This window comes from Thalassoroseus sp. (genome assembly GCF_984380535.1).
In genome coordinates this window covers 322,738-347,766 of record NZ_CFHRBF010000002.1, presented here as the reverse complement: position 1 = coordinate 347,766, position 25,029 = coordinate 322,738, and the positions used below count along the sequence as shown (strand labels likewise).

The 25,029-nt window shown below is 54.0% G+C and carries 15 protein-coding genes; 11 read left to right on the top strand and 4 right to left on the bottom strand.

Annotation, left to right across the window (positions count from 1 at the left end; genetic code table 11):
* Positions 1-21: 21 nt before the first annotated feature.
* The 3 genes from AC5DDB_RS03745 to AC5DDB_RS03735 form a co-directional block, all read right to left on the bottom strand.
* Positions 22-162: a hypothetical protein gene (locus AC5DDB_RS03745; RefSeq protein WP_491738336.1), complete on the bottom strand. Its 141-nt coding sequence runs from the start codon at positions 160-162 to the stop codon at positions 22-24.
* Positions 143-1,084 (bottom strand): hypothetical protein, encoded by a 942-nt coding sequence (locus AC5DDB_RS03740; protein ID WP_491738335.1) that lies wholly within the window; start codon positions 1,082-1,084, stop codon positions 143-145. Before AC5DDB_RS03740 ends, AC5DDB_RS03745 begins: the two co-directional genes overlap by 20 nt.
* Positions 1,085-1,186: 102 nt before the next feature.
* Complete coding sequence (locus AC5DDB_RS03735) at positions 1,187-1,930, bottom strand: hypothetical protein (protein WP_491738334.1); 744 nt, start codon at positions 1,928-1,930, stop codon at positions 1,187-1,189.
* 571 nt (positions 1,931-2,501) lie between these two features.
* Between AC5DDB_RS03735 and AC5DDB_RS03730 the strand changes: the two genes are divergently transcribed.
* The 7 genes from AC5DDB_RS03730 (at position 2,502) to AC5DDB_RS03700 (ending at position 19,526) form a co-directional block, all read left to right on the top strand.
* Complete coding sequence (locus AC5DDB_RS03730; protein ID WP_491738333.1) at positions 2,502-3,449, top strand: STAS domain-containing protein; 948 nt, start codon at positions 2,502-2,504, stop codon at positions 3,447-3,449.
* 78 nt (positions 3,450-3,527) lie between these two features.
* Complete coding sequence (locus tag AC5DDB_RS03725) at positions 3,528-4,793, top strand: GspE/PulE family protein (protein WP_491738332.1); 1,266 nt, start codon at positions 3,528-3,530, stop codon at positions 4,791-4,793.
* A 236-nt stretch (positions 4,794-5,029) separates the two neighbouring features.
* Positions 5,030-7,183, top strand: a complete 2,154-nt coding sequence (locus tag AC5DDB_RS03720) for a DUF1553 domain-containing protein (RefSeq protein ID WP_491738331.1) — start codon at positions 5,030-5,032, stop codon at positions 7,181-7,183.
* Between the two features lie 88 nt (positions 7,184-7,271).
* The gene (locus AC5DDB_RS03715; RefSeq protein WP_491738330.1) at positions 7,272-8,504 is read left to right on the top strand and encodes a DUF1501 domain-containing protein; all 1,233 of its coding nucleotides are present in this window, start codon (positions 7,272-7,274) and stop codon (positions 8,502-8,504) included.
* A 121-nt stretch (positions 8,505-8,625) separates the two neighbouring features.
* The gene (locus AC5DDB_RS03710; protein WP_491738329.1) at positions 8,626-10,887 is read left to right on the top strand and encodes a tetratricopeptide repeat protein; all 2,262 of its coding nucleotides are present in this window, start codon (positions 8,626-8,628) and stop codon (positions 10,885-10,887) included.
* Positions 10,888-10,957: 70 nt separating this feature from the next.
* Positions 10,958-18,637 carry a tetratricopeptide repeat protein gene (locus tag AC5DDB_RS03705; RefSeq protein WP_491738328.1) on the top strand — a complete coding sequence of 2,560 codons (7,680 nt, stop codon included), beginning with the start codon at positions 10,958-10,960 and terminating at the stop codon, positions 18,635-18,637.
* Positions 18,638-19,034: 397 nt separating this feature from the next.
* Positions 19,035-19,526 (top strand): hypothetical protein, encoded by a 492-nt coding sequence (locus tag AC5DDB_RS03700; RefSeq protein ID WP_491738327.1) that lies wholly within the window; start codon positions 19,035-19,037, stop codon positions 19,524-19,526.
* A 13-nt stretch (positions 19,527-19,539) separates the two neighbouring features.
* Here AC5DDB_RS03700 and AC5DDB_RS03695 read toward each other — a convergent pair whose 3' ends face one another.
* Positions 19,540-20,916: an MBL fold metallo-hydrolase RNA specificity domain-containing protein gene (locus AC5DDB_RS03695; protein WP_491738326.1), complete on the bottom strand. Its 1,377-nt coding sequence runs from the start codon at positions 20,914-20,916 to the stop codon at positions 19,540-19,542.
* 237 nt (positions 20,917-21,153) lie between these two features.
* On the opposite strand from AC5DDB_RS03695, the gene AC5DDB_RS03690 reads away from it, so the two are divergent.
* From AC5DDB_RS03690 to AC5DDB_RS03675, 4 genes are all read left to right on the top strand, one after another.
* Positions 21,154-21,777, top strand: a complete 624-nt coding sequence (locus AC5DDB_RS03690) for an OmpH/Skp family outer membrane protein (RefSeq protein WP_491738325.1) — start codon at positions 21,154-21,156, stop codon at positions 21,775-21,777.
* Positions 21,778-21,925: 148 nt separating this feature from the next.
* On the top strand, positions 21,926-22,798 hold the full coding sequence (locus AC5DDB_RS03685; protein ID WP_491738324.1) for a UDP-3-O-acyl-N-acetylglucosamine deacetylase: 873 nt from the start codon (positions 21,926-21,928) through the stop codon (positions 22,796-22,798).
* A 217-nt stretch (positions 22,799-23,015) separates the two neighbouring features.
* Positions 23,016-23,915: an acyl-ACP--UDP-N-acetylglucosamine O-acyltransferase gene (lpxA, locus tag AC5DDB_RS03680; protein ID WP_491738323.1), complete on the top strand. Its 900-nt coding sequence runs from the start codon at positions 23,016-23,018 to the stop codon at positions 23,913-23,915.
* Positions 23,912-24,991: a Gfo/Idh/MocA family oxidoreductase gene (locus tag AC5DDB_RS03675; protein WP_491738322.1), complete on the top strand. Its 1,080-nt coding sequence runs from the start codon at positions 23,912-23,914 to the stop codon at positions 24,989-24,991. Before lpxA ends, AC5DDB_RS03675 begins: the two co-directional genes overlap by 4 nt.
* Positions 24,992-25,029 lie beyond the last annotated feature (38 nt).

The following is a 25,029-nucleotide window of genomic DNA, read 5'->3' as shown; positions in this document are numbered from 1 at the left end:
TCCAGAAAACCTTGAGACGATTTAGTTGGCAGCGGTCCAATTATATTGACCGAGTTGCAACACCAGAATGACGCAGCCAAGCACCAATGACAGGAAAGCGACGAGCATCAGACCGGTGTAGATTCCCAAGGTGGGCGGTTCATTAGAGCTTCGTGGTGACATCGTCGTCCTTCTGAATTCTGCCGTTGCGGACTTCGTCGATCACGCGGCCAACGGCGGCGTCCGGCGTGGTATAGAGAATCTGAATTTGACCGAGGTATTTGCCACGCCCTTGGGTGTTATAGACGTCCAAGACGTGACCTTTGGCGATGCCGTCGTCACTGCCGATCGTGATTTCCACAAGCACGACTCCGCCATCCGATTTTCGCGTACGAACGACCTTGCCGCTGACAGCGGGCGGGGGCTCGGAGGCGGCGACGAATTCTTCGATATCAATACCAGCCTGATTGACAGCTTGCACATAGTTCGCCATTTCGTCGAGCAACTTGGTTTGCTTGACGGCGACTTGTTCGAGTTGCGTGTCCTTGCTGAAGATTTGGTCTCGCAAATCCTGCATTTGGACAACAGCTTGGTTGAGTTCTTCGTTCAACTTGGCGTTGATGACTTTGTATTCTTTCGCTTCGACGGCCCGTTGCTTGGCTTCTTGTTGGTTGAGGTCGGAAAGAACCTGCAGACGGTTGGTTTCTTCTTTCTGACGTTCCAACTCGACCTTGGTGTTTGCCAAGTCCATGTCTTGTCGTTGGAGTTGCGCTTGGGCATCTGCCAAGTCGTTCGCCAACTGCTTGAGTTGGGCCTTCACCCCGGGATCGGTGATATGAGCGGTGAGGGCATCGTAGCGGGCTTGTTGCAGGTATTCGGTGAGGTTGGTTTCGATGACCTCGTCCGCTGCTTCGTCGGCTTCCATCAGCCGAATTTTTTCGTTCGCTTCACCGAGTTGGTTATTGAGTTTGGTCACCTGATCCTGTGAGGTGTTGTAGGCGGTTTGCCAGTCTTCCTGAAAGCTGTACACAGCTCCCGCGAATGCCATAAAGCAAACGCTGAGAATCATTTGCACAACGACCAGAATTTTTCCAACAAATGTCATCCTGCCGCTCCTTGTCGAATCGATCGCCGTCTAGCAGGGCTGCAAAACGCGACGAGATCGGAAAAGTTTGAACAAATTCCTATGAGTTTTCGAACGTTCTGCCTACGAACGCTCGTTTGTGACGGCTGCAGCGGTTGGAGACGCCGCAGTCGCGGTGTCGTCCGAATCCTGATTCGCGAGCCGAGTCTTCAATTGTTCGCGTCGATGTTCCAACCGGTTGATGGTCCCCAAGTAGCGTTCCCGCACATCGCGAAGTTTGGCCTGCAACTCCACGATTCGGAACCGATCCGCTTCGAGTTCCTTGACCAAGTTCTGCAAGCGAAATACGTCGTCGCGTCGTAACTTGGCTTCGTCGTGCAAAGCTTCCGCCGCTTGGGCTTTTTGAGCCAACTGCGTTTGGGCGTCGTGAACTTGTTGATTCAAATTCGCGATAACGGTCCGTAAACTGTTCGCGGATTCTTCAAGAGCCCTGATGTCCGCTGCAATAAAACTCTGCATGGTGCTCACGCGTTGTTTCAGGAACGGAATGCTGGGCTGGTTTGGTGAACCTTGGGTCAAGGCGGTGATCCGGTTTTGTTGCTGTTGTTTCTTCTCATTCAGGGCATCAACGATTTTCTGAGCGAGCACTGGAGAAGGGGAGCCCACATTTTGACCGGTTTCCAAATTCTTCACCGACCAAGTGGGGTTCTCACCTTCGGTTCGTGTGAACTGGTATTCTGGTAATTCTTGCTCGGCGATACCCTTCCAGTTCGGTCCACCGACGCCCGCGACTCCGGCGATAGCCAGAAAGGCAATGCTGAAGACGGTAACGAGAACCGCTAAGATTTTGCTGATTGTCGTTAACACACCGCACCTTCAAGAGTTGAGTCGACCGAGTGGGTCTTCGATTATGCCGTCCCGTTGTCATCGGATTTGATCCGGCTCATGGCGGAGCCGATGGGACGTTGAATAGGCCCAATTGGGAAGGGAACCTGTACGGAACCCTGCACTGTTTGATCTTACGAGCCATTCTGAGGGCTGTCAAACAAATTCCCGCCCCCGGATTGAGACGGAAGCCAAGTCACAAACAGCCGTTGCAACGACTGATACCGCCAACACGACCGCCGCGTCCGCGCCAAGACGCGTGACCCGATTCCCTCGTCAAGTTTGGATGTCTTTTTCAAGATTTGATGAAGACGAACTTCAGAGAATTTTCCCCGGCGGACCATTGCGTTTCACGCATGAGCCGACGATGATGCAATTGCGTGTTTCATCTCGATTCTATTCCGAATTTATACATGAATCTGCGTTTTCTTCCGAAAAATTTCCATTTCGCGTAGAGTTGCCGTTCTGGCCAATCACATGGTTTTGTCTTTGCGTCAAACCGAATAACACTGATGATTTCCCGAAATTGTCGGCTCGTCATAAGGAGGGTCTCGTGTCCACAGGTGAGTCCACGTTGCACTATGAGACACTTTCAGGGCGGCATCTTGTGGTGCTCAATCCCTCGTTATCGGATGCCCCGTGGACTGATGTGGAAGCGGCCGGAGGGCGGATCATTCAGTTGATTCGCGAAGATTCCGAGCCCGGCGTCCTGGTCGATCTGACAGAACTGAATTACATCAGTAGTACCATGGTGGCGTTGGTGGTGCGGATTTGGAAATCCGTGAACTCTGTCGGCGGTCGGATGGTGGTCGTCAATTCGCATCCCGTGGTCGCCGAAGTGCTGCAAATTGCCGGTCTGCTGAAGGTTTGGGAAGTTGTCGGCTCGCGAGAGGAGGGGCTGAAAAAGCTCGGGCAACCCCGACAAGTTCAGATCGAGAAACGCGAAAGCCGGGTGGTCGCGATCGTTGCTCCACTGATGGCAATCGTCGCGTTTTGCTGCTGCATCCTGTATTGGTTGATGCCCTCACTGCTTGGACACTCCGTTTGGACAACGCTCATTCTTGGGAATGCGACCGTCGCGGCGATTCTTGGCGTGCTGTGTATCGCCAAGTATCAGCGTGGCCTGCGTGTGTTGGGTGGAGTGACGGTCGTGGTGGCGATTTCCGCGATTCTGATGAGTCAATTTGTCGACCCGACCGGACTGCGTGCCGCCTTGAGAAACGCACTGGCCGATCCGCACGAAGAAAAAGACTTCGAAACCGATGCTCATGCATCACATGGGGAAACGTCGGAGCATGGCGAGTCGTCGGAGCACGGCGAGTCGTCGGAGCATGGCGAATCGTCTTCGCATAGCGAGACACCGCCGGAAGACGATCCGTCGTTGCCTACCGAAGATCTCGGTAACGGCGGGAATTCACCCGATGCACATGCTGCCCCCACGGATTCTTCATCGGAACCTGCGAAGAATCCCGATAACACCGAAAGAAATGATCCCGAATAGGTAGCGGCGATATTTCTTGCTATCATTGATGTCCGCGATATCTGCCTTGATACCAACGATTGAAGAGTCGACTTTCCCATGAATGAGACCAAGCAGGATCATCCCGATTTGGAAGGCCGGCAAAACGCGTTGCGGGCTGAGTTGAACCAGTTACAAGATGTTGTCGGTCCCGGACCGCTCGTCGATTTGTTGTTGGAGCGAGCGTTTCAGCTCAAGGCCACCGACATTCACCTCGACCCCACCAATGATGGGTTGCGGATTCGGTTGCGAGTCGACGGCTTGCTTCACGACATCGTCAAGCTCCCGCCATCGATGACTTCGCACGTGGTTTCGCGAATCAAGTTGATGGCCAACATGAACCTCACGGAACGACGGCTGGCCCAAGATGGCCGGATTTCCGGTTCCATGTCCGATCAACCGCGGGACATTCGCGTTGGCAGCGGTCCGACAATCTACGGTGAGCGAATCGTACTACGTTTGATGCCACAGACTGAGGGTTTTCAAGAACTCGAAGACCTTGGTCTGGAACCGGAACAAGCCGATTTGCTGCGTGAGCAGTTGGAATCACCGTATGGAATGCTGCTCAGTGTCGGGCCGGTTGGCTCTGGCAAGAGTACGACGATGTACAACTGCCTGGAGCGGCTCAACGACCCTCACCGTTGTCTCACCACGCTTGAAGACCCAGTCGAACGACGAATCGACAACGTCGTGCAGGTGCAGACGGATGGGAAAATTAACTTCGGTTTCGTTGAAGCCCTTCGCGGTGTGCTTCGACAAGACCCGGATGTTTTGATGGTGGGAGAAATTCGCGACCCTGAGACCTCGCACATCGCCTGCCGGGCCGCACTGACTGGTGTGCTGGTTCTGTGTACGATGCACGCCAACGACTGTGCCAGCACGATCGACGTGTTTCGGGAATTCGACGTCCCACCGATGTTCATCGCCGATAGCGTGCGGTGCATCATCACTCAACGACTGGTCCGCCGGGTCTGCACTAATGCCCGTGAGTTGTACCATCCTGATGAAGCAACCTGTCGGATGCTGGACATCAACCCGGAAGATGCTGCCACCGTGAATTTGGCGCGAGGCATTCCGGCTGCCGAAAACTTCCACACCGGTTATTCCGGCCGGGTCGGAGTCTTCGAAGTGATGGCAATCAGCAAGGATATTCGCGATGCAATCTTGAAGGGCAAAAGCAGCTCGGAGATTCGGGAAATCGCGAAGAAAGAAGGCATGATGACGCTCGAAACCGCGGGACGAAAAAAGGTTCTCGCGGGCACGACCAGCATTGAAGAACTGCATCGGCTCTTGCTGTCGTCAACTCTGGGTGACAGCCAGCTCTAAGGTCTCTTTCAAATACATCCGAGAAAAATCTGGAAAAACTCCGGTTTTCGAGTAACTTCCTGAGCAGAAGGTTCCAACTCCTCTAAGAGCGGTTCACGTTCGGTCGGTTCGGGATTTTATCCCTCCGCAAACGTGGAGTTTGGATTCTTTCATCCACCGCCGACAAGCGAGACCGTCCTTCGGTTCAAGCTCGTTTTCACCGTTGGTTCCAACGCTTCGTGGGGGAAGATTCTCGGATGATCAAAAAATCCCGTTGGACAATCGCAATTCTCGCTGTTCTTTCTGGAACCCTTTCCCTGGGAGAGGCGGCTGAGATACCGACTATCGACGAAGTTCTGCAAACCGAACTCCGAAACGGCGGTGTGGACCGAGAACCGCTGTCACCAATTGATGACTTGGCCTACCTGAGGCGTGTCAGTGTCGATCTGATCGGGCGGATTCCCACTGGTGCGGAAATCGACGAGTACATGGCGTGGCCGGCGAAAGTTCGTCGTCAGCAAGTCGTCGAGAAGTTGCTACACCACGAACGATTTACGGATCGCTGGACGGTCTTCTTTGCGGACTTACTCCGACTCCGCAGCAACGCCGAAGGCGGTTCCGCATTGATTGCGTATGTGCACAAGGCCGTTGAAGATGGGATGCCTTACGATGAATTGGCTCGTCGACTGATTTCTTCGGGTGGAAAAGCCGGCTCGGTGCCCGAGGTCGGATTTATTCTGGGGGACGACGCTGATCCCATGGCGCTCGCTGGGATCACGTCGCAGGTTTTCATGGGTGTGCGAATCTCGTGTGCTCAGTGTCACGACCACCCGTTTGACAAATGGACCCAGAAGGATTTCTACGGCTTCGCGGCTTACTTCGGAAAAACGCGACGTCAGGAACGAAGGATCAACGACCGCATCCTGGGTGTCTATACGACCGAACTGCCGCAGTCGACGGTAATGTGGCCGCCTGAAGGGGCCGTCGACGACGAAGACCGTCGGCCGATGCCACCCGTGTTCCCGATCTCGTTCGTGAAAGAAGAAAGTCCGTACCGACCGTTGGCACGGTTGAATCAGCTTCGTGAGAAAAGTGAAACGCCGGAACCGGTCGCTTCGAACGAGCCTTCGCTCGATGACTTGTTAGCCGGGGCCGCGAAAAAAGCGAATCGGCAAACCGCGGGCTCTTTGGGGGCTCTCGATGTATTCGATGAGGCCAAGAGTGATGTTCGCGAGATCGATCTCAAAGCCGCTGCGTATCGCAACAGCGAACTACGGGCGAAACTGGCGGAGTTGGTAACTGATCCGCGAAACCCGTACTTCTCGCAGTCGTTCGTCAATCGCGTCTGGGCGGAATTATTAGGGCAGGGGTTCGTCGAGCCGCTCGACGATTTTAGTGACAACAACCCCGCCAGCCATCCCGAGACGTTGGCGTTCCTGGCCGATGAATTTGTGGCGAACGGATTCGACCTTCGCCAACTGGTGAAAATGATCGTTCTCAGTGATGCCTACCGCCGTTCTCGGGCCGACGGGCTTCCGGAACCTGATCGGTTGGCGTTGGAACGAAATTTCCAAGCGGCCCCCATGCGTCGGATGATCAGCGAAGTTCTGTACGACAGCATTATCACTGCCGGACACCTCTTTACAGTCAAACATCCGGAAGGCCAGAACTTAAAAACGGTCTGGCAGGAAAGTCGCATGACGAAGAAGCCGGCCGGGGATGATTCCATCAATCTGGCCGCTTTGGAATCCAAACCGAATGCAAACCCCGCCATGTCCAAAACGATGACGGGGCCAAGTGCGATGACCGCGAAGCAGTCCGGGTATGACTTCGAGAAGGCCATCGAAATTGACTTCGACGCCGTCCTCGCTGATGCAAAAGCCGAAGATGCGATCGAGGTCGAGCAAATGATGGTCAAAACCCCCGAAGAACTCGAAGCCGAACGCTTGGCGAACGAAATGAAACGTCAACGGATGGGTTATGTGGACGTGTTCACGCGGGCAATTATTGACGATAACCCGACGTTTTCGACTGCGATGCGGATGCCGTCACCCGCTCCCGATGGCCACTTTGTGCGAGTCTTTGGTCAGACCGACCGTAACGAACTTGGAGCGGAACGCGATCAAAGTCCGACAATGCGTCAAGCATTGATGATTCTAAACGGACAGCTGACAAATGAAGCGGCTCGTGTCGGCGAACTGGAACCAATCTACCCGCTGATTTCCGGCAAATCTCCGAACTTGAACGCTGCGATCACGTTGGCCTATCGGGAAATTCTGACTCGCAAACCAACCGAAGCCGACTTAGAAACAGGGCGAGAAGTCATCGGATTGGCGGAAACTCCACAGCAGGGCTTGGCTGACTTACGCTGGGTATTGCTGAACTCACACGAGTTCCGGTTCTTGCCGTAGCTCGAAACCATTGTTGTCTCACCATTCACCAGTTCCTATCTGGATGCAAAGGGTACCTAGTATGAGTCGAGGATGTGCGGATTATCGAATGTCTCGCCGAGCCATGCTGGGTGCCACTGGCGCGACCTTGCTCGGATTACAAGTACGACACCTGTTAGCCTACGCGGGCACGGATGGCGAGCAAAAAGCCGAGCATGTCATCCTGTTCTGGAATGGCGGCGGGATGAGCCATATCGATACTTGGGACCCAAAACCAGGGCGTCCGACGGCCGGTGAGTTTTTACCGATCGACACGTCAGCTCCCGGCGTCCAGATTTCGGAAATCTTTCCCGAACTCTCGAAGCAAATGCACCATGCCGCGTTGATTCGCTCAATCGCTGGGACGCAGGGTGCCCATGGCCAAGCGACTTACAATCTGCAAACCAGTTACACGCAAACGCCGAACATTCGGCACCCCGGCATCGGTTCGGTTGTCACGCATGAGAAACCGAAAATCGGTGACCTGCCGGCATTCGTGTCGATCAGCGGACGTGCTCCGAAGGCGACGTATCTCGGGCAGCGTTGTGAAGCTTACTTTGTGCCTCAACCGGGAGCCCAAGATCCTTATCTGGCTTTCCCCGAAGGCATCACACAGACGCGTGGTGACCGTCGACTCGAGATCCTCTCGAAATACAATCAACGCTACGCGAGCAACAAAAAAGCCGCTGCCCTTACTGCCACGGAAACGGCAATTAGCGACGCTGTGACGCTAATGCGGTCGCCAGCGTTAGAAGCGTTCGAGTTGAATACCGTGCCCACGACCACATTGAATCGCTACGGCGACACCACTTTCGGTCGTGGTGCTTTGCTCGCCAAACGCCTCGTGGAAACGGGTGTGCGATTCGTGCAAGTCAATCGCGGTGGATTCGACACGCACTCGAACAACTTCCCGGCTATGCGGGGGCATGGTCAAGCGATGGACGCAGCTCTGGCATCGCTCATCGCTGACTTGCACGAAAGTGGCATGCTTCAGAAAACGCTGATCATCATGCTCAGTGAATTCGGTCGGACGCCGAAGATCAACATGAACGCGGGACGTGATCACTGGCCGAACGTTTTCAGTTGTTTCCTAGCGGGTGGCGGGATTCAAGGCGGGCAGGTCATCGGTTCATCCGATGCCGACGGCTTCGACCCTCACGATCGTCCGGTTCAAGTTGCCGACTTGCACGCCACCATCTGTCATTCCCTCGGAATCGATCCGGATAAGGAAGTCCTCACGCCGTTGCAACGACCGATGAAACTGGTCGACAACGGCACACCGGTCGCAGAGTTATTCAGCTAATGCGACCCGCAGACTTCACGAAGCCACGAGCGATTCGCTTGTGGCTTTTTCAATATCGACAGTTCAAAATGTGATCGGCGTTTATCGCACGATCAAACATTCAATTCGCTTGGAAAATGTGATGGTCACGGTTCGTTCGTTGTTGTTCGTTTTACTTGTTGCGTTCAGTCAGTCGGTGTTGGTCGCTCAAGACTCTGAACGCCCGGCTCGCGGTTCATTTATCGAAGACCGTGCCGCGAAGAAACTCCTCGAAGCTGGCGATGCTCGGTTGGAAGCCGACGAAACTCGCAAAGCGGTCGAAATTTGGCAAAGCGTGATCGAACGATATCCTCGCAGCAAAGTTCGGTTTGAAGCCCATATGCGGTTAGGGGATTATTTCCTCAATCGAGAACGTGCCTACGACCGGGCTCGCGCTCAGTTTCAAGCTGCGGCTGATGAAGAAAACCGCGATGCGGAGGCCCGTGCGAAGGCACTCGTACAGACCGGAATCTGTTTTTACGAAGTTCGCAACTATGGCAAGTGTTTTGCGATTATGCGAGACGTCATCGAACAGTACCCGGTTAGCAGTGAGGTCAACCGCGCTTACTACTATATCGGTCTTGGTCACTTCCAACTCGGACACTACAGCCGGGCGATTGACTCGCTCGAAAAGGTCGGTACTGCATTGACCGAAGACGATAGTCGCCGCGAGAAAGCGGAAGCCGGCAAGCGACTCTTTATCAAGATCGACGATGCCGACCTCGCCGCGTTAGAACCGGGGCAGTCGATTGAAGTGCTCTGCGAAACGAGTGGTGGAGACAGTGAGAAAGTTCGATGTTTCCAGCTCGGTCGAAATGTGCGGGTGATGTTAGGGAACATCGCAACGCGGTTGGGAGCCCCACAAAAATACAATGAGTCGCTGGAAGTGAATGGCGATGATTCAATCACAATTAGTTATATCGACGAACACACCGCCGACCGCGAATTCAATCGTCCTGTGACTCGCAAGATTCCGATTGTCGCCAATGCAATCGTGCAAATGACCGATGGTGCATTCCGAGAAACGTTGCAAGGCGTAGTGCTGGGCAAACCGGTGAATGTGCAGGTGACGGACTTCGATCGAGATCGCGGCCCTAACGCAGAAACGATCACTGCTGTGGCCGAGGTTTATCGACGCAAGTCCGAAGACGAACTCAATGATGAAATCGCGACTCTTGCAGGTAGCGATACAACGGATTCGGAAACCCCAGTCGAACCGGACCCCTATAAATTGATTGATCGTGTGCAACTGACACTCACGGAATCAAAGACCGTTCAAATTGCAGAGTCTTTGCAAGATGAAGATTCGTCTGCAGACGAGACCCCTAATGAAGCGGCCGATGGTGTCTATTCCGGTGTGTTTCGGACGACGGTTCCGCTCGTCAAAACCGAGTCTGTGATCGCCGATGATGCTGCTCTACAAGCTCTCACTGGGGATGTGATCCGAATTACATATCTTGACGAACGCAATACAAGTGCCGGTGCGAATTCCGTGCAAGCGTCTGCCAAGTGTGTCGATGGAAACTTGGGCGGCGTTCGGGTGACACGCAGCGTGATTAGTGATGAAGAGTTACGTATCCGAACGCGACTGCGAACTGCGGATGCTCTTACCAATATTGGTAATCGTTACAAGGAATTTGGTCTGCAGAAACAGGCCGATGCCAAGTATCAGCAGGCACTTGAAGTTTGTGAAGATGTAACTCGCGATGCCGTCAAACTAGGAGGCACATTACTTGAGCAAACCTATGTGCAACTGTGGGAAATCTACTATGAGATGGACAATCTCAACCTTGCCGCCGCGATGGCAACTCGACTTCAACGCGAGTTTCCAAATAGTGGCTTCGTTGATGATGCACTCCTGCAGTTAGCTGATGTGGCACGCACGCAAGGGAATATCAATCGGGCGATTGGGATTTATAATCGACTGGTTGGAATGCAAAGTAGTGACTTACGTGGCGAAGCACAATTTGGAATTGCCGCATGCTATGAACAACTTGCTGAAGACACGGTCGATGCAAGACGGTCGCAACTGCTAGACCGAGCGTTTCAAGAGTACAAAAAGGTCTTCGATCAGTTTCCTGAGAGCGGTCGAGTTGGTGAAGCGGTTTCGAAGATGGCGAACCATTACTATCAACAACAAGACTATGCCCGGGCGATCGATACCTTCGAGACCGTTTTAACAGATTACCCCGATGCAAAGTTCTTAGATGTCATCCTCTTTAACTACGGTCGGTGTTTGTATCGAATGAACCGTCGTGCGGATGCTCGTCGTCGGTTTGATCAACTCATCTCTGAGTTCCCAGAAAGTCCACTCGCGACTGATGCGAAAAAGATATCGGATGCTTTGGCACGGGCTGGTGTTTAGTCGATTTCGTTCTCTGTCGACTACTCTCCGTCTCGCCGATTGATTCGAAACCTTTGGAAAGCTTCTCACTATGTTATATCGATTCTTCTGGGCTTTGTTGTTTGCATTCAGTCTCAATCCTGTCTTTGACGCGGTCGCACAGGAAGACCCCTCAGTCGACGATGTCAGCCAACAAGTTTCAGACTTGGAAGCCCAGTTGGGGAAGTATAACGATAGCACACCGGAAGCAGCCGATGTTATGACGAAACTCGTCGAGCTTTATCATAGCAACGCACGGGTGTTCGGTTTGATTCGGGTGGGTCAGCGGTTTACGGTGGCTCATCCAAATGACTCGCGACACGAGTCTGTTATGTTGAAACTGTTAGATGGGCTCGAAGCCACGAGTCGAAATCAGGATTTCACAATCTATGCTCGTCAGTTTTTAGCAAAGTATCCAAAGTCTTCCGCTTGTGCCTCTGTCGAACGCCGACTTGCGGAAACATTGAGTCAAATGGATGACGCTTTTGCGGCGGCACGCGGTTGGCATGCGGTATGGACTCGCCAACCCGATGCAAATGGACGGGCGGCTGGTGCGAAGGCTGTCGAACTTTATAGTCGAGTCAATAACTCGAAGTCGATCGAAGCGGGTGCTGAACTTGCCGCGGAGATGTTTCAGGCATTGCCAGCTGGTTCATTCACAGAGGAGTGTGGCTGGAAAGCTTTTTGGGACTGGCGACGAATTGGCAAACGCGCGGAAAGCAATCAGATCGGGACGGCCTTAATCAAGGCTGGTTTGCCGAAAGGGGAAGAACGTCGTTGGACGCTGCACCGATATCTCGCGGAGAACTATTGGTCGCTCGGTCAGCATGCGAACGCTGCTCGAAGTATCGAAGCCGCCCTGAAGATTCGTGATGATCAATACCTGCAAGGTCAACTTGTCGAGCAACTCTGTCAATCGGAAGCACCGATTTCGCAAATTGAAACAGCTGTTAAGCAATACGAAACTAAGTATCCTGATGCCGATGACCGTTGGGCGAAGCGGATTCGCTATGCTCACTCCGTTGCTAAAAGTGGTGACGAAACCAAAGCGGCACAGATTTTAGAACAGTGTCTTGCGGCTGATGCACAGTCCCATAGTGCGGCTCAATATTTCGTGCAGTGGAACGGTACCGAACCGGATCGATTGAAACACGCGGAAAATGTTCTTAAAGCTGCTATTCAGAAGAACGAAAAACATCGCGCTTATCTCCGCTATGTTTTGGCCTATACGCTCTATCGAGATCGCATCAAAGATGAGGCAAAGACGCGGGAGACACTCCGGCAACTCGTCTTTGATTCGCCTAGTAACGACGGTTACACATCAAGTGCAATGAGCTGGCTGCTCTCAACAGAGTCCGACCAAGCCGCCTTTCAGAAACTCGTCGCAGAGATATTAAAGTCGCGACGAGAGCATATTCATCACAAGAATCTTGAAAGCTATCTTCGTCAGTGGGCGAAGAATGCAAAGCGACGGGAAGAGACCGTTGCACAAGCTGAGTATCTTGAAAAGCAGCTGGATCAGCAGAATCGCGATGCGTACGTCAAGACTTGGATGGACATTACAGGGTATCGGGAGAAGGAATCAGTCGCCGCGAGACAACGGTTGTTGCAGGATGACTATTATCGCCAGTTGAGTGACGAACAGGCTGAACAAGTTCTGTATCAGCAGGCCTATTACTATCGGCATTATTCGCCAAGTGATCAGCGGTCGCAATCCGCAGAACTATACGGCCAAATGGCTGCTCGGTTCCCACAGCGTTATGACGTTGCGTTGTGGTATCTTCAATCGGCAACCGACACCGCGCCGCCAGAAGTTCAGAAACAAGCTGCCGAACATCTCCTGAAGTTTCAGCCGCAATCTCAAGATGCCGATGCTTGGCGACGGATGATGATTGCGAGCGATAAGAATCAGGACGCTCAACTCGCCAAACGCATCTTGCAATGGATCCAGACCGCGGAATCAAAGTTTGGGCCGTCTCCCTACGCTGCCGGATTTATCGGTGATGTTTTGAGTCGACTCGAACTCGAGAACGAGGCAGTGGACTATTGGACGAAACATCTCGATTTAAGCGAAACCGATAGCGATTGTTATTACTGCGTTGAGCGATTACTGAGTCGCATGGGAGACGAACAGACACAACAGCGACAGGAGTTTCTCAAGAAACGTCTCCAGGTTGAATCTGACTTTCATGGCCGATATGCGCAGTTGCTTGCGTATGAGTATTTGCGACAAAAGAATATTCAGGCATTTCTCGAGACACTAGCTGCCGCACGGTCCAGGCAAGACGAACGGCCATTTCGGAATAGTGGGTTCGATGATGGGTTGGCTAGTAACGCCATTCGGTTTGTGCAGTCGACCAATGAGAATGTGTCTGTCGAAGATCAGCAACGTGTCTTTGCTGCAATACGTGACTTGCAGTTGTCATGGGGATCAGCAGCGGCTGAATTACAGTTGTTGCAGGCCGGTCTTGAAGAAAATGGTGTACAGCTTCGGGACTTGCTCAACTTCCAGCATGTGACACGTGTTGTCGGTGACGGTTCACATCAATGGGATGTGGTATTGTCCGCAGTCCAAACGGCGATGACTCAAAAGCAATACCAAGTTGCTGCGACATTGCTCACGGGAATGTTGTCTAACATTCAGAACGTCGAGTCGCGACGTGTCGAACGCGGACGCGAGCTTGTGGCTCAGTCTTATTCTCGGATGGGAGCGGTTGGTCTAACGATTGATGAAAGCAGCCCGATCGCACCGCTCTTGCAAGCCGCTTTGTATTTACGGTTAGGTGACCGAGCCTTGGCGGATGAAACCTATCGGGCGAATATCGCTTTGTTCGATAAACATCAAACGCAGGTGCCGACGGACCTTCTCTTGTTCGTGAGTGAACGCCACCTTGCTGCCGGTGGGGATGAGAACTATCAACGTGTGGAAGACCTGCTGCGAGCTTGGTTAGTCAAGAACAGTGAATCCAAAGAGTACGACGCCCAAACAAAGGCGGAAGTTCAGCTGTTGCTCGCGAAAAGTTATGTCAAAGCGCAGCGGTATGATGTTGCTCGTAGTGAGTATCAAACGGTTTTGAATCGGTATGCCGACACGCCTGAGGCCATCGAAGCGGAGTTTGGCATTGGCGAAACTTTGATGGCACAGAAAGTCTATGACCAGGCCGAACAAGTCTTTCAAAAACTAGCAGCGAGTCGCGAAGCGGACGTCACGGTGCGGGCGGAGTTTCTGCGAGGGGTGCTTGCTTATCGGCGGGGGGACCGTGACGATGCGAGAGAAATCTTCCGCACGGTGCTGGATCGTGTGCCGAACGTCACGCTGGCGAATCAGGCGTTGTTCAATCTCGCGGAAGTCTATGGCGACGAAGAACGCTATATGGACCAACTCAACTTGTTGCGGACCGTTGGTCGACTCGGACGGGCAAGTAAACGCTGGCACCGTCCGGGGACACCGTTGTCGATTGTTGTGCAAGACAGCGACTTAGGAATCAGTCGGGGGCATAACAAGATCCCGGTTCGTATTCGCACCGTGCCCGGTGGTGATGCGGAGACCATTTACCTCACCAGCGGTGGGGCCGGGAAGGGGTTGTTCCGGGCCGATTTGGAAACGAAGCTTGGAACTGTCGAAGCGGGAGACAACGTATTGCAACTCTCAGGACGAGATGTCATCACCTGTGACTATCCCGAAGAGTTCAAGCAAGAGTTCAAAAATGTGGCGTTGTCGGATGCGGAGATTCAAGTTGCCGCTGATGCCGAATTTGAAGTGGCTAGTAGTCAGATCGTCGACGCGGACGAGGAAACATTCAGTCAACGACTGGCACGTGAGCAAGCATTGCGAAATTCCGATCAGCCGATTTCTCAGGTCCGACCGGCGAACCAGGTCAAGCCGGGGAACACTGTCTACCTACGTGTCACCGATCCGGACCGCGACATTTCAACTGAAGCAGACTCTGTGACGGTGAAAGTCACTGCCGACAGTGGCGATGAAGTTCAAGTCACGTTGAAGGAAACGGAACCGCATACCGGTTTATTCGAAGGCACACTGAGCACTCAAGAACTACCCGCCGGTGCCCTGGCGAGTGACACAGCAATCGAGCATAGTCCTTTGATGGCGATCGATCAGGATGCCGATTCGTTCTGGCTGAGCGAACCCGATGGAGCCACTCCGAAATGGCTTGCCGTCGATATGAAGGACTTGAAATCAGTGTCTCGAGTCACTGTCACAACGCCACAAACTGATGAGCACCGACCGGTGCGGGGCGGTGTCTATGGGAGCAACGACGGATTGTTGTGGTTCCATTTGGCGAGCCATCCGCAGTTGCCTAGCGTCGAACATCCTGAGTGGGATTCCCCTCAGATGACAAGACGTGTCTATCGAGGAAACCATTATCGCAAAGATTCTTGGAGTGATGTGCTGAATCTGGCGAACAATGGCAACCCTGCAGACCAAGCGGAAGTGGACACGCTCAGTTGGGTGCGTGAGGACGAGGAAGACCTGGAGGAAGGCGAACGTGGCGATTCTTATGGAGTGGTCTGGAATGGGCACTTTATTCAAGAGCGAGCCGGAGCCGTGCGTATTGCAGTGCAAGGTCAACAAACCGCGTTCGCCATCAATAACCGACTTCATTTGCCACTAGGAGCCGGCTCGCGGTTCGCCGATGTTTGGTTGGAACGTGGGCGGCATTCACTCACCATTTTTGCGGCCGCGACGACCACCACTCGCCAACTCTCGGCAACGCTGATGCGGTCTGATCATCAAGCGTCGTCCATTCAACTTCATGCGTTTCGACATTCCGATTTCGACCTGACCCAACCAGCCGCAAAGATCACTTCGAACGAGAAATCGGAAGAAGCCGTTGGCGAGTCGTTTCCGTTGTCGATCGAAACTGCGGAGATTCACAAGAAAACAGAGCAGTTCGGCATCCAGGATATGAAGGACGATCGTAAGGCGATCGGTTACTGGCAGAACACGGAAGACTGGCTGGAATGGAAAACCGCCATTCCGCAGGCGGGACGGTATGAAGTGGTATTGGATGTGTCGCATGGCGGTGGCGGTCGAAGCCAAGGTGTTTTTGCGGTTGGTGAACAGTCGATCGCATTTGAAGTTCCGAACACGGGAGATTGGAACCGCTCTCAGCCGCTGAAGATCGGTGTGGTGGAACTGACCGCCACCGACGCCGCAACGTTCTCGATCAAGCCCACGTCACTCAACGGTGGCGGGTTGATGGATCTGTTTGGCATTACGTTGAAACCTACAACTGGCGAAAGCGTGGTTCTGACAGATCGCAACTGGTCCTTCGCATTCCCCGAAAAGGATGTCCGTTATATTCGGTTCTCGATCGACGAGTATCTCGGTGAGGCAGTTGCGGTGAGCAACATCGAAATTCGCAACGAGACGGCCGCGCCCTACATTCCGACGGAAACCGACGTCCTGGCGTTGGCGTCGAACAACACGCTCGAAATCGCCGGTGGGGATGTGGTGACTGCGACCTACACCGACGAATTTACACAAAGCGTCGGCGGGCGAAGTCGATTGTTGAGTGATCGACTGACCGCCACATACTTCAACGCCGCAATTACGCCAATCGCGTACGACTTCATCAAATTGCAGAATGGAGCGGTGGATGAAGTTCGCAAGGAGATGATGCGGATCGATCCCGGCGAGCGGATCATTGTCGAAATCGTCGATTACGACCGCGATCAAACCAGCGAGCAAGACACTGTGGAGTTTGAGGTGGTCATCAATGATGGCAAGCCGGTTCGTTTTACCGCGACGGAAACGGAACCATATTCGGGGGTATTTACGAAGGAAGTCGACACTTCTGCAAAGGACGAGGACGAAGGTTTGGTGGTCAAATCCGGAGACCGAATTTTCTGCCGATATCTCGATGAGCAGAATACGTTTCCCGGTCATTCCGTGCCGCGAGAAAGTATCGTGTATGTCACCAAACCTTCGACGGCGAAGGTCCGAATTCTCGAAACGCGTCTGATTCCCTCACCACCCAATTCCAATCGTCCGCCGCGTGTCAGTTATGAACTACCGGACGAGGAACAGGAACTCAGTCGTGTGGCTTTCGAAGCTCCATTGACTGTTGAAGTTATCGATCCTGATGCGGCTCGTGATAGTCGGAGTCGGGTGCTGTTGCAGTTGTCCACGACCGATGGTGCAACCGTAGACTTGGAATGTGTGATTTCGAATGCATTCGCCACTCGGGAACAGAACGCGGGTCCGCCGAACTGGCCACTTCGCGAAGGTCGGTTCGTGGGGCAAGTCGTACTGCAACTTGGTGGGGCGAAAAGTCCGGTACTTGTGCCCTTGTCGGCCGAGATGCCACGGAATCTCATTGGCGGACCACCGATCGAAGATGAGAATCTCTCCGACTTCGACCGCAATCTGGTCACAAAGGTGTTGAATCTGACGGGACAAGACGTCATCACGGCGACTTATGCCGATAAGCGACGCGAGTCGAAAGGCCAACCGACAGTGGCTACCCAAGGCCGGTTGATTTCGAATGGCGAGTTGGCGTGCGTTGATCGCGACTATGAAAACGCGGTCGAACAGTTGCACGTCGGCGAGAAGCTGTTCCTCATGGTGACCGATGCCGACCGGGACACTTCCGACCAGCGTGACACAACGACAGTGACGGTCACGACCGAACGCGGTGAGGCGGAAGAAGTCGTGCTCGCGGAAACGCTGACGCACTCGGGCATCTTCACCGGGTCGCTGACCCTGAAAGCCAGCGAACAACCGACGCCGGGCAATCTCAGTCTCGATGAACCGACGATCGAAACCTACTTCGGCGATTCGCTCACGATCACCTACACCGACCCAGCGGCTAGTACCGAATCGGGAGAATTGGAATCGACAACGACAATTCCCGTCGTGATTGGCACCGACGGACTTGTCGCCGCTTTCAGCAAGACCTTCAGCGACGAGCAACTAGCGGTCGAGACGAAGTTTCACATCTCGGAAAGCTACTTCGAGTTGTTCAAAAGCCACAAAGAACTGGGGCGAAAAGACGAACAACAAGCCGACTTGCAAGCAGGGCGGCGATTGCTTCAGGAAGTGATGGAAGACTACCCGGATCCCAAATATGTCCCACGGGTGGCGTATTTGCTAGGCCAGTTTTCACAGGAACTTGGGGAATGGGATTCGGCAATTGATTCCTATCAGTTGATCGTCAACCAGTACCCGGAACACTCGTTGGCCCCCGATGCGCAATACAAGTTGGCTCAGGCTCATGAAGAGTCCGGCGATTTCGATGCGGCGTTGGAGGCGTATGTCACGCTAGCGGCGACGTACCCGAAAAGCCCGTTGATCGCGAGTGTGATGATTCGCATCTCTGATCACTTCTATAAGAACAAGGTCTACGATATTGCAGCTCAGGTGGGAGAACGGTTCCTGGTGAAGTTTGCGTCGCACGAGCATGCTTCGCGGATGGCGTTCCGAATTGGGCAATGCCATTTCAAGGCTGAGCAATTCCGCGAAGGCGGGACGGCGTTCGACCGATTCTCGAAAGAGTTCCCCGATGCCGAACTCGCTCCGGATGCGTTGTTCTGGGCGGGCGAAAGTTACCGGATGGCGAAGAACAATCGGGAAGCTTACCGGCGGTACAATAAATGTCGGTGGGATTACCCCGAAAGCGAAGCGGCCAAATACGCACGCGGCCGGTTGGCGTTGCCGGAGATGCTGCAACAGTTCGAAGCCGACGCCAACAGCATCGACGCACCGTGATGGCTATCCGTATCGATCCAAGGAAGTCGAGTCTGGCGACTTTGCGGAATAAGCGGCTTTGGAAATGAGGATGGAAGATAGAGAATGGCGATCGGATGCGATTGCTATCTTCCATTTTCAAATCGCAATCCTCACAACCGAATGTCTGGTCGCGGCGAAGTTCGATTTCAATCTCCAAACCGCAAGCTTGCCTGTCCTACCGAATCCGAGAAATGCAATCTTGTCAGTAGGGAAACGATCGAACCGGCCAGTCTCGGGTTGATCGCGTACCCGATTCGATTACGATAAACTCTTCGCGATGGAAATCTCTCCATCGCTGGGTGGTTCGATCCTACATTTCTTGATCGGTCTGGGCAGCGAAGATTGATCGGTCGGCTTGATTGGAAGGTGTCATCTCATGTCGGGCATTGATTTCGGGCAATTGCTGGAAGACGTTCAGAAAGATATCGAAGATGCCGAGTTGGAGATTGTCGAACTGAAGGGGATTCAGTCGTACGTCCAGCGGAAGAAAGAGAATCCGTCCGAATCGAGACTGCGACCGGAACTGTTGGATGAACTACTCACTGCCGTCGATGAAGATTTGCAAGCTGTCGAAGATAAGATTCCGGAACTCGAAGGTGTCCGCAAGTACGCTCAGATGAAAGCCGGCGGACCGATTCTGAAAAACGTCAAGAAGCAGACACCTCCGCCGCCCGGTAAACCGATCGAACAACGCGATGCTCCCAAGCCGCCGCCGTCGAAAGTGGTCGACAAAGAACCGACACCGTCGGCCAAGCCTTTCCAACCGTCTGGCGACGATGAGCCGGACGTTGCTGATTCTGGTTCGAAGGGTGGGAAAGACATGCGGACAGTCGTCTTCGGCCCTGACGGTTTCCCCGTAGGCGACTAATCGAGTTGAGGCGTTAGATTGTATATGCCCGACGCCATTCGGGGATGATCGGGTCTTCGTTGCAGTCATCGCGAATCTGCTCTGCGAGTGCGTTTGCCGCATGGGGTTCGCCGTGAACGACGAAGGCCTGACCGACGCCGCCGGTGTCCGTGAGTTTGCGGAACCACCACCGTGTATCTTCGGCGTCCGCGTGTGCCGAGAGACCGGAAAGCGTTTCCACGGTGGCTCGCACTGGTGTTTCGTAGTCAAGGACGGACACCGTTCTTGCACCTTCCTGAAGTGTCCGTCCGAGAGTATTTCGGGCTTGGTAGCCGATCAGGATGACGGTGTTGTTCTCATTGGGCAGGGCGTGTCGCAGGTGATGGCGAATCCGGCCGTGTTCGCACATGCCGCTCGCGGCGACGACAGCAAACGCGTCCTGACGAGAATTCAATGTAATGCTATCGAGCTGAGTGCGAACGGTGTGCACATTCGGTAGATCGCTGAACAATGCCACCTTGGTCGATTTCCAGGCATCGGGATGTCGTTCGTAGACTGTCTCCAAGCGATGAGCGAGAGGACTGTCGATGAACAGTGGAATGTCGGGCAGTTGCCCTGATTCGTCGAGTTCCCGCCAGATCGCGATTAGCGTTTGCGTGCGTCCTAAGCTGAATGCGGGGATGATGACGCGTCCGTTTTGCTCTGCTGCACGATTCAAGATGTGCGCGAGGCGGTCTTTCAGAACGGACAGCGACGGATGCACAGCATTCGCGTAAGTCGACTCGATGATCAACACATCGCAAGCGTCGACTTGTGTGGGGTCGGGCAGGAGGGGCATGTCGCAGCGACCTAAATCACCCGTGAAAACCAGCCGACGGAGTTCGCGGTCGTCATCGATTTCCAACTCTGTGATCGCGGCTCCCAAAATATGCCCTGCATGCTGGAAACGAATTCGAAGCGGCTTCCCCACACGGTGCCATTCGCCCGGTTCCAAGGTTTCGAACTGTTCGCAAGCGGCTCGAACGTCGGCTTCGGTGTAGAGCGGTTCGATCGGCGGGGCACCCGGGCCCAGACGGTCGGCTAGGTATGCAGCGTCTTCCTGTTGGATGTGAACACTGTCGAGCAGCATGACTTCCGCGACATCGGCCGTTGCTGGTGTGCAAAAGATAGGGCCTGCGTAACCATGTTTCACCAATCTGGGCAGATTGCCACAATGGTCGATATGACCGTGTGAGAGAATCACCCCGTCGAGTTTTGGCGGGTCGCAGAAGAAGTGAGCGTTCTTGGCGTATGTCTCCGCACGTTCACCTTGGAAAAGTCCGCAATCGAGCAGCAACCGCAGTGAATCGGTTTCAATCAAATGCTGACTGCCGGTAACTTCGCCCGCGGCTCCGAGACAAGTGAATTTCATGAGGGGGGAGGGGTTAGGGAAGGAGATGCCAGCGACGACTTCAGAATTTTAGCCCCTAAATCCTATTCCCTAAATCCTAACCCCTAAAAAGTCTTGACCCATCAGAGCGAATGTGCAACATTCCGGCCCGATGTGCGGCGACGGTCCGATTGACCGATCCAGACGCCAATTTTCATTCGTAGCCCCTGGGAAGTGAAATTCGCTGGGGTCCTTCGGCACAGCAAAGGAGTGCAGGCCGTGAAGAAGTTCACAACCCTTGTTGCAACGTTCGTTCTGGTCGCCGGACTCGCTGCCACACCCGCAGCGTACGCCCAAGCAGAGACCAGTAGCCAGTTCAAAGTGGGCCTGATCGACATGGCTCACGTGTTCAAGAACTACAAGAAGTTCGAAGCTCTCCGCAACGATTTGAAAGCGGAAATCGAACAAAGCGATCTCAAAGCCAAACAGATGGCGGGTGAGCTGAAGCAAATCCAAGAGAAAGCCAAAACCTTCAAAGAAGGTAGCCCGGAATTCAAACAGTTCGAATCCGAACTCGCTCAGAAAGCTTCGCAATTCGAAGCGTTCCGCAAGATCGCTCAACGTGATTTCCTGCGGAAAGAAGCGGAAATCTACAAGACCGTTTACCTCGAAGTCAGCGAAGCCGTCGAACTGTATGCCAAGCACTACAAGTACTCGCTGATCATGCGGTTTAGCCGCGATGGCGTGGAAACCGCTGAAGGCAATCCGCAACAAATCCTCCAAAGCATGAACCGTCAGGTTGTCAGCTTCGGCAAGGAACTCGACATCACCGACACGGTTCTCGAGTACCTCAACCGCAAGTACTCCACCGCTCAAGGCGGAACCGGCACAACGACCAAATAGTTTGTGCTTGGCACGTCAGATTTTCAGCCCGGGGGTTTGGAATTCTTGGAATTCGCCTCCGGGCTTTATCGGACCGGAATCGATTGTGTGCCACGGACACCAGAATCGAACGCTTCTGGTCATAGCATTCGCGGTTGGGAGAGCACTTGTGACGCCACGACGTCAGCAAACATTGGCTCATTCGGTGTGGACGGACGGGATCGGATTTATCACCGGTGCCGATGTCCGCGTGTACTTTCATGCGGCCGCCCCGAATCATGGAATTCGATTTCTGCGAACAGACGTTCCCGGATCGAAGGCCATCCCTGCACGAATCGAGTATGCCATTCCCCGCGAACGCCGTACGGCGATCAGCATGGATGGCGTGACGGTGGAACTCACCGAACACGTGATGGCGGCTCTGGCTGGGTTAGAAATCGACAACTGCTTGGTGGAACTCAACGCCGCGGAACCGCCCGGTTGTGACGGGTCTTCACAAGCTTTTGTAGAAGCATTGTTGAAGGCCGGCTTGGTCGAGCAAGATGCTTTCTGCTCGCACGTGGCCGTGGAACAATCGTGCGTTGTGCCTGGGAAAAACAGCAAGATCGAAGCAGAACCGGAATCGAGTGGGAAACTCATCATCGGTTATTCGCTCGACTATGGTCCGGGGTCTCCGATTCCCGCTCAAGAGCGATCGTTCGAGATTACCCGCGAAACATTCATCAACGAAATCGCGTTCGCGCGGACGTTTATTCTCGAAGAAGAAATTGAAGCCCTGCGGGCACTCGGTTACGGCAAACGCACGAACGCGAGTGACCTGTTGATCTTCGGAAAGAACGGTGTGGTCGGGAATGAATTGCGAGCCGCCGATGAGTGTGCTCGTCACAAAATTCTCGATTGTATCGGTGATTTCGCGTTGTGTGGCGCGACGTTGAGCGGCCGATTCCATGCGGACCGTTCGGGACACCAAATGAATCGCGAGATGGTTCGCGCGCTCCAAAACCAACACGGTTCCGGCGCGATCGAGAACCGAGCTGCGTAGGGCTGGAAAAGTTGGGATGGTTGGAAACCTCAAAGTTTACCAAAAGTGCCGAATTCGAATTTCTTGACTCCTGGCCGGGGGTGATGTGTGCCGATGATCGAGGAAAGGTAACCTCAATTCGGATCGAACGACTTTGGTCATGACTCGGCCCCCATGATCAGCCAGGGCGATGCAAGGACTGCGTCAGCCGGTCGTGTCGTAGCACAAGGACGATGCTATGTCTTGCAAGATTTCTCCTCTCGCTCACGTCGATACACATGCCCAACTCGGTAACGACGTCGAAGTCGGTCCGTTTTGCGTGGTTGGTCCGCATGTCACAATCGGCAACGGGACCCGCTTGCACGACCACGTGACAATTGTCGGTCATACCAAAGTTGGCCAACGCAACGAATTTTTTTCCGGTTCGGTGATCGGGTCTGCTCCACAGGATCTTAGCTACCGCGAAGAGGGCGAAACCTACGTCGAGATTGGCGACGACAACCAATTCCGCGAAGGCGTGTCTGTCAATCGGGGAGCCGAAAAAGAAGATCACACAACCCGCATCGGCAACGGCAATTTGCTGATGATCAACTCCCATGTGGCTCATAACTGTCACATTCGCAACGGCGTCATTCTGGTGAATGGCGTGTTGCTGGGCGGGCACGTGCACGTCCACGATGGAGCCATCGTCTCCGGCAACTCTGTGGTGCATCACTTCTCAACGCTGGGCAAACTCTGTTTTGTGAGCGGGGGATGTCGGGTGCCGCACGATGTGCCACCGTTCATGCTGACCGCCGGCAGCGATAATCCCGAAATCAAAACGATCAACATCGTCGGCATGCGACGCAAGGGAATTTCCAACGACACGATTCGCGTCATCAAACGTGCGCATCGGTTGTTGTACCGCGAACATAAACGACTCGAAGTCGTGCGTGACACATTCATCAGTGAACTGGGAAGCGAACTCCCGAGTGAATTGGCGATGTTGCTCGACTTCGTCGAAGCACAGCAATACGGAAAAATGGGACGGTCACGTGAGGCCGTCCGCAATGTACCGAAAACGAACGAGACTCTTCCCGCGGATTCGGCAGCGATCGAGAATCCGCAGGACACAACGATTCATCGGAGAGCGGCATGAAACGGTTGCGGATGGCAGTGGTTGGTGTGGGAGCTTTGGGACGACATCACGCGAGAATTCTCTCGGAGATGCCGGGCGTGGAACTTGTTGCCGTCGCCGACCCCAGCCCAAACGGAGAGCGTGTCGCTCAGGCGTGTCACTGCCAATGCATCGATGATTACCGTGACCTGTTGACTTCGGAATTCAAGATCGATGCGGTTTCGATCGCTGTACCGACGACGTTTCACCTCGACGTCGCATCGCAGTTCTTGAAAGCTCGCATTCCTGTCCTCGTCGAAAAGCCATTGGCGATCGATGTCGATCAGGCCCGCGAACTTTGTCGCCTGGCGGCAGAGATGAATGTGCCATTGCAAGTCGGACATGTCGAACGCTTCAACCCCGCGACCGTGGCTGCGAAGAACGGTTGTGGCTCACCGAAATACATTTCTGCCGAGCGGCTCAGTCCGTACTCGTTCCGCTCGACGGACATCGGCGTTGTTCACGACTTGATGATCCACGACATCGACTTGGTGCTCGACTTCGTCGATTCCCCGGTCCGTGACGTGCATGCGTTCGGCATGTGTGTGATGGGCGGGAATGAAGATGTCGTCAAAGCTCGGCTGACATTCGAAAGCGGATGTATCGCCGACCTAACCGCCAGCCGCGTGAATCCAAGTGGCAGCCGATCCATGCAGGTTTGGTCGCCGCAGGGGACCACAACAGTGGATTTCACGAGTCGTGAAGTCACTCGGTATGCTCCCTCGGAAACGCTGTTGTTTGGCACCTCGCCTTTGGAACGCTCCCAACAACCGGGCGCGAACATCGAGCAACTCAAGAGCAACGTCTTTGGCAAATTCGTAACTGTGGACACCATCCCAGTGCAAGAAGGCGACGCATTGACCGCGGAACTTTCGAGTTTCGCGAATAGTGTGCGAACGGGTGCCCGTCCGATCTGTTCTGGTGAAGACGCTCTGAAGGCGATGGAAGTTGCGGACCTCGTGCAACGTTGTGTGTTGGCTCACCAATGGGACGGCACACCCAGCGGCGCTGTCGGCCCCCACGCGACCTTCAGCACACCGCACCGCAAAGCCGGCTAGCTGTCCTGCGGTTCAATCTTGATTCTGGACATAGAAAT

Coding starts and splice junctions, on each gene's coding strand:
- AC5DDB_RS03740 (WP_491738335.1), bottom strand. CDS start 1,084: ATGACATTTGTTGGAAAAATTCTGGTCGTTGTGCAAATGATTCTCAGC.
- AC5DDB_RS03705 (WP_491738328.1), top strand. CDS start 10,958: ATGTTATATCGATTCTTCTGGGCTTTGTTGTTTGCATTCAGTCTCAAT.
- AC5DDB_RS03700 (WP_491738327.1), top strand. CDS start 19,035: ATGTCGGGCATTGATTTCGGGCAATTGCTGGAAGACGTTCAGAAAGAT.
- AC5DDB_RS03715 (WP_491738330.1), top strand. CDS start 7,272: ATGTCTCGCCGAGCCATGCTGGGTGCCACTGGCGCGACCTTGCTCGGA.
- AC5DDB_RS03725 (WP_491738332.1), top strand. CDS start 3,528: ATGAATGAGACCAAGCAGGATCATCCCGATTTGGAAGGCCGGCAAAAC.
- lpxA (WP_491738323.1), top strand. CDS start 23,016: ATGTCTTGCAAGATTTCTCCTCTCGCTCACGTCGATACACATGCCCAA.
- AC5DDB_RS03710 (WP_491738329.1), top strand. CDS start 8,626: ATGGTCACGGTTCGTTCGTTGTTGTTCGTTTTACTTGTTGCGTTCAGT.
- AC5DDB_RS03720 (WP_491738331.1), top strand. CDS start 5,030: ATGATCAAAAAATCCCGTTGGACAATCGCAATTCTCGCTGTTCTTTCT.
- AC5DDB_RS03695 (WP_491738326.1), bottom strand. CDS start 20,916: ATGAAATTCACTTGTCTCGGAGCCGCGGGCGAAGTTACCGGCAGTCAG.
- AC5DDB_RS03675 (WP_491738322.1), top strand. CDS start 23,912: ATGAAACGGTTGCGGATGGCAGTGGTTGGTGTGGGAGCTTTGGGACGA.
- AC5DDB_RS03745 (WP_491738336.1), bottom strand. CDS start 162: ATGTCACCACGAAGCTCTAATGAACCGCCCACCTTGGGAATCTACACC.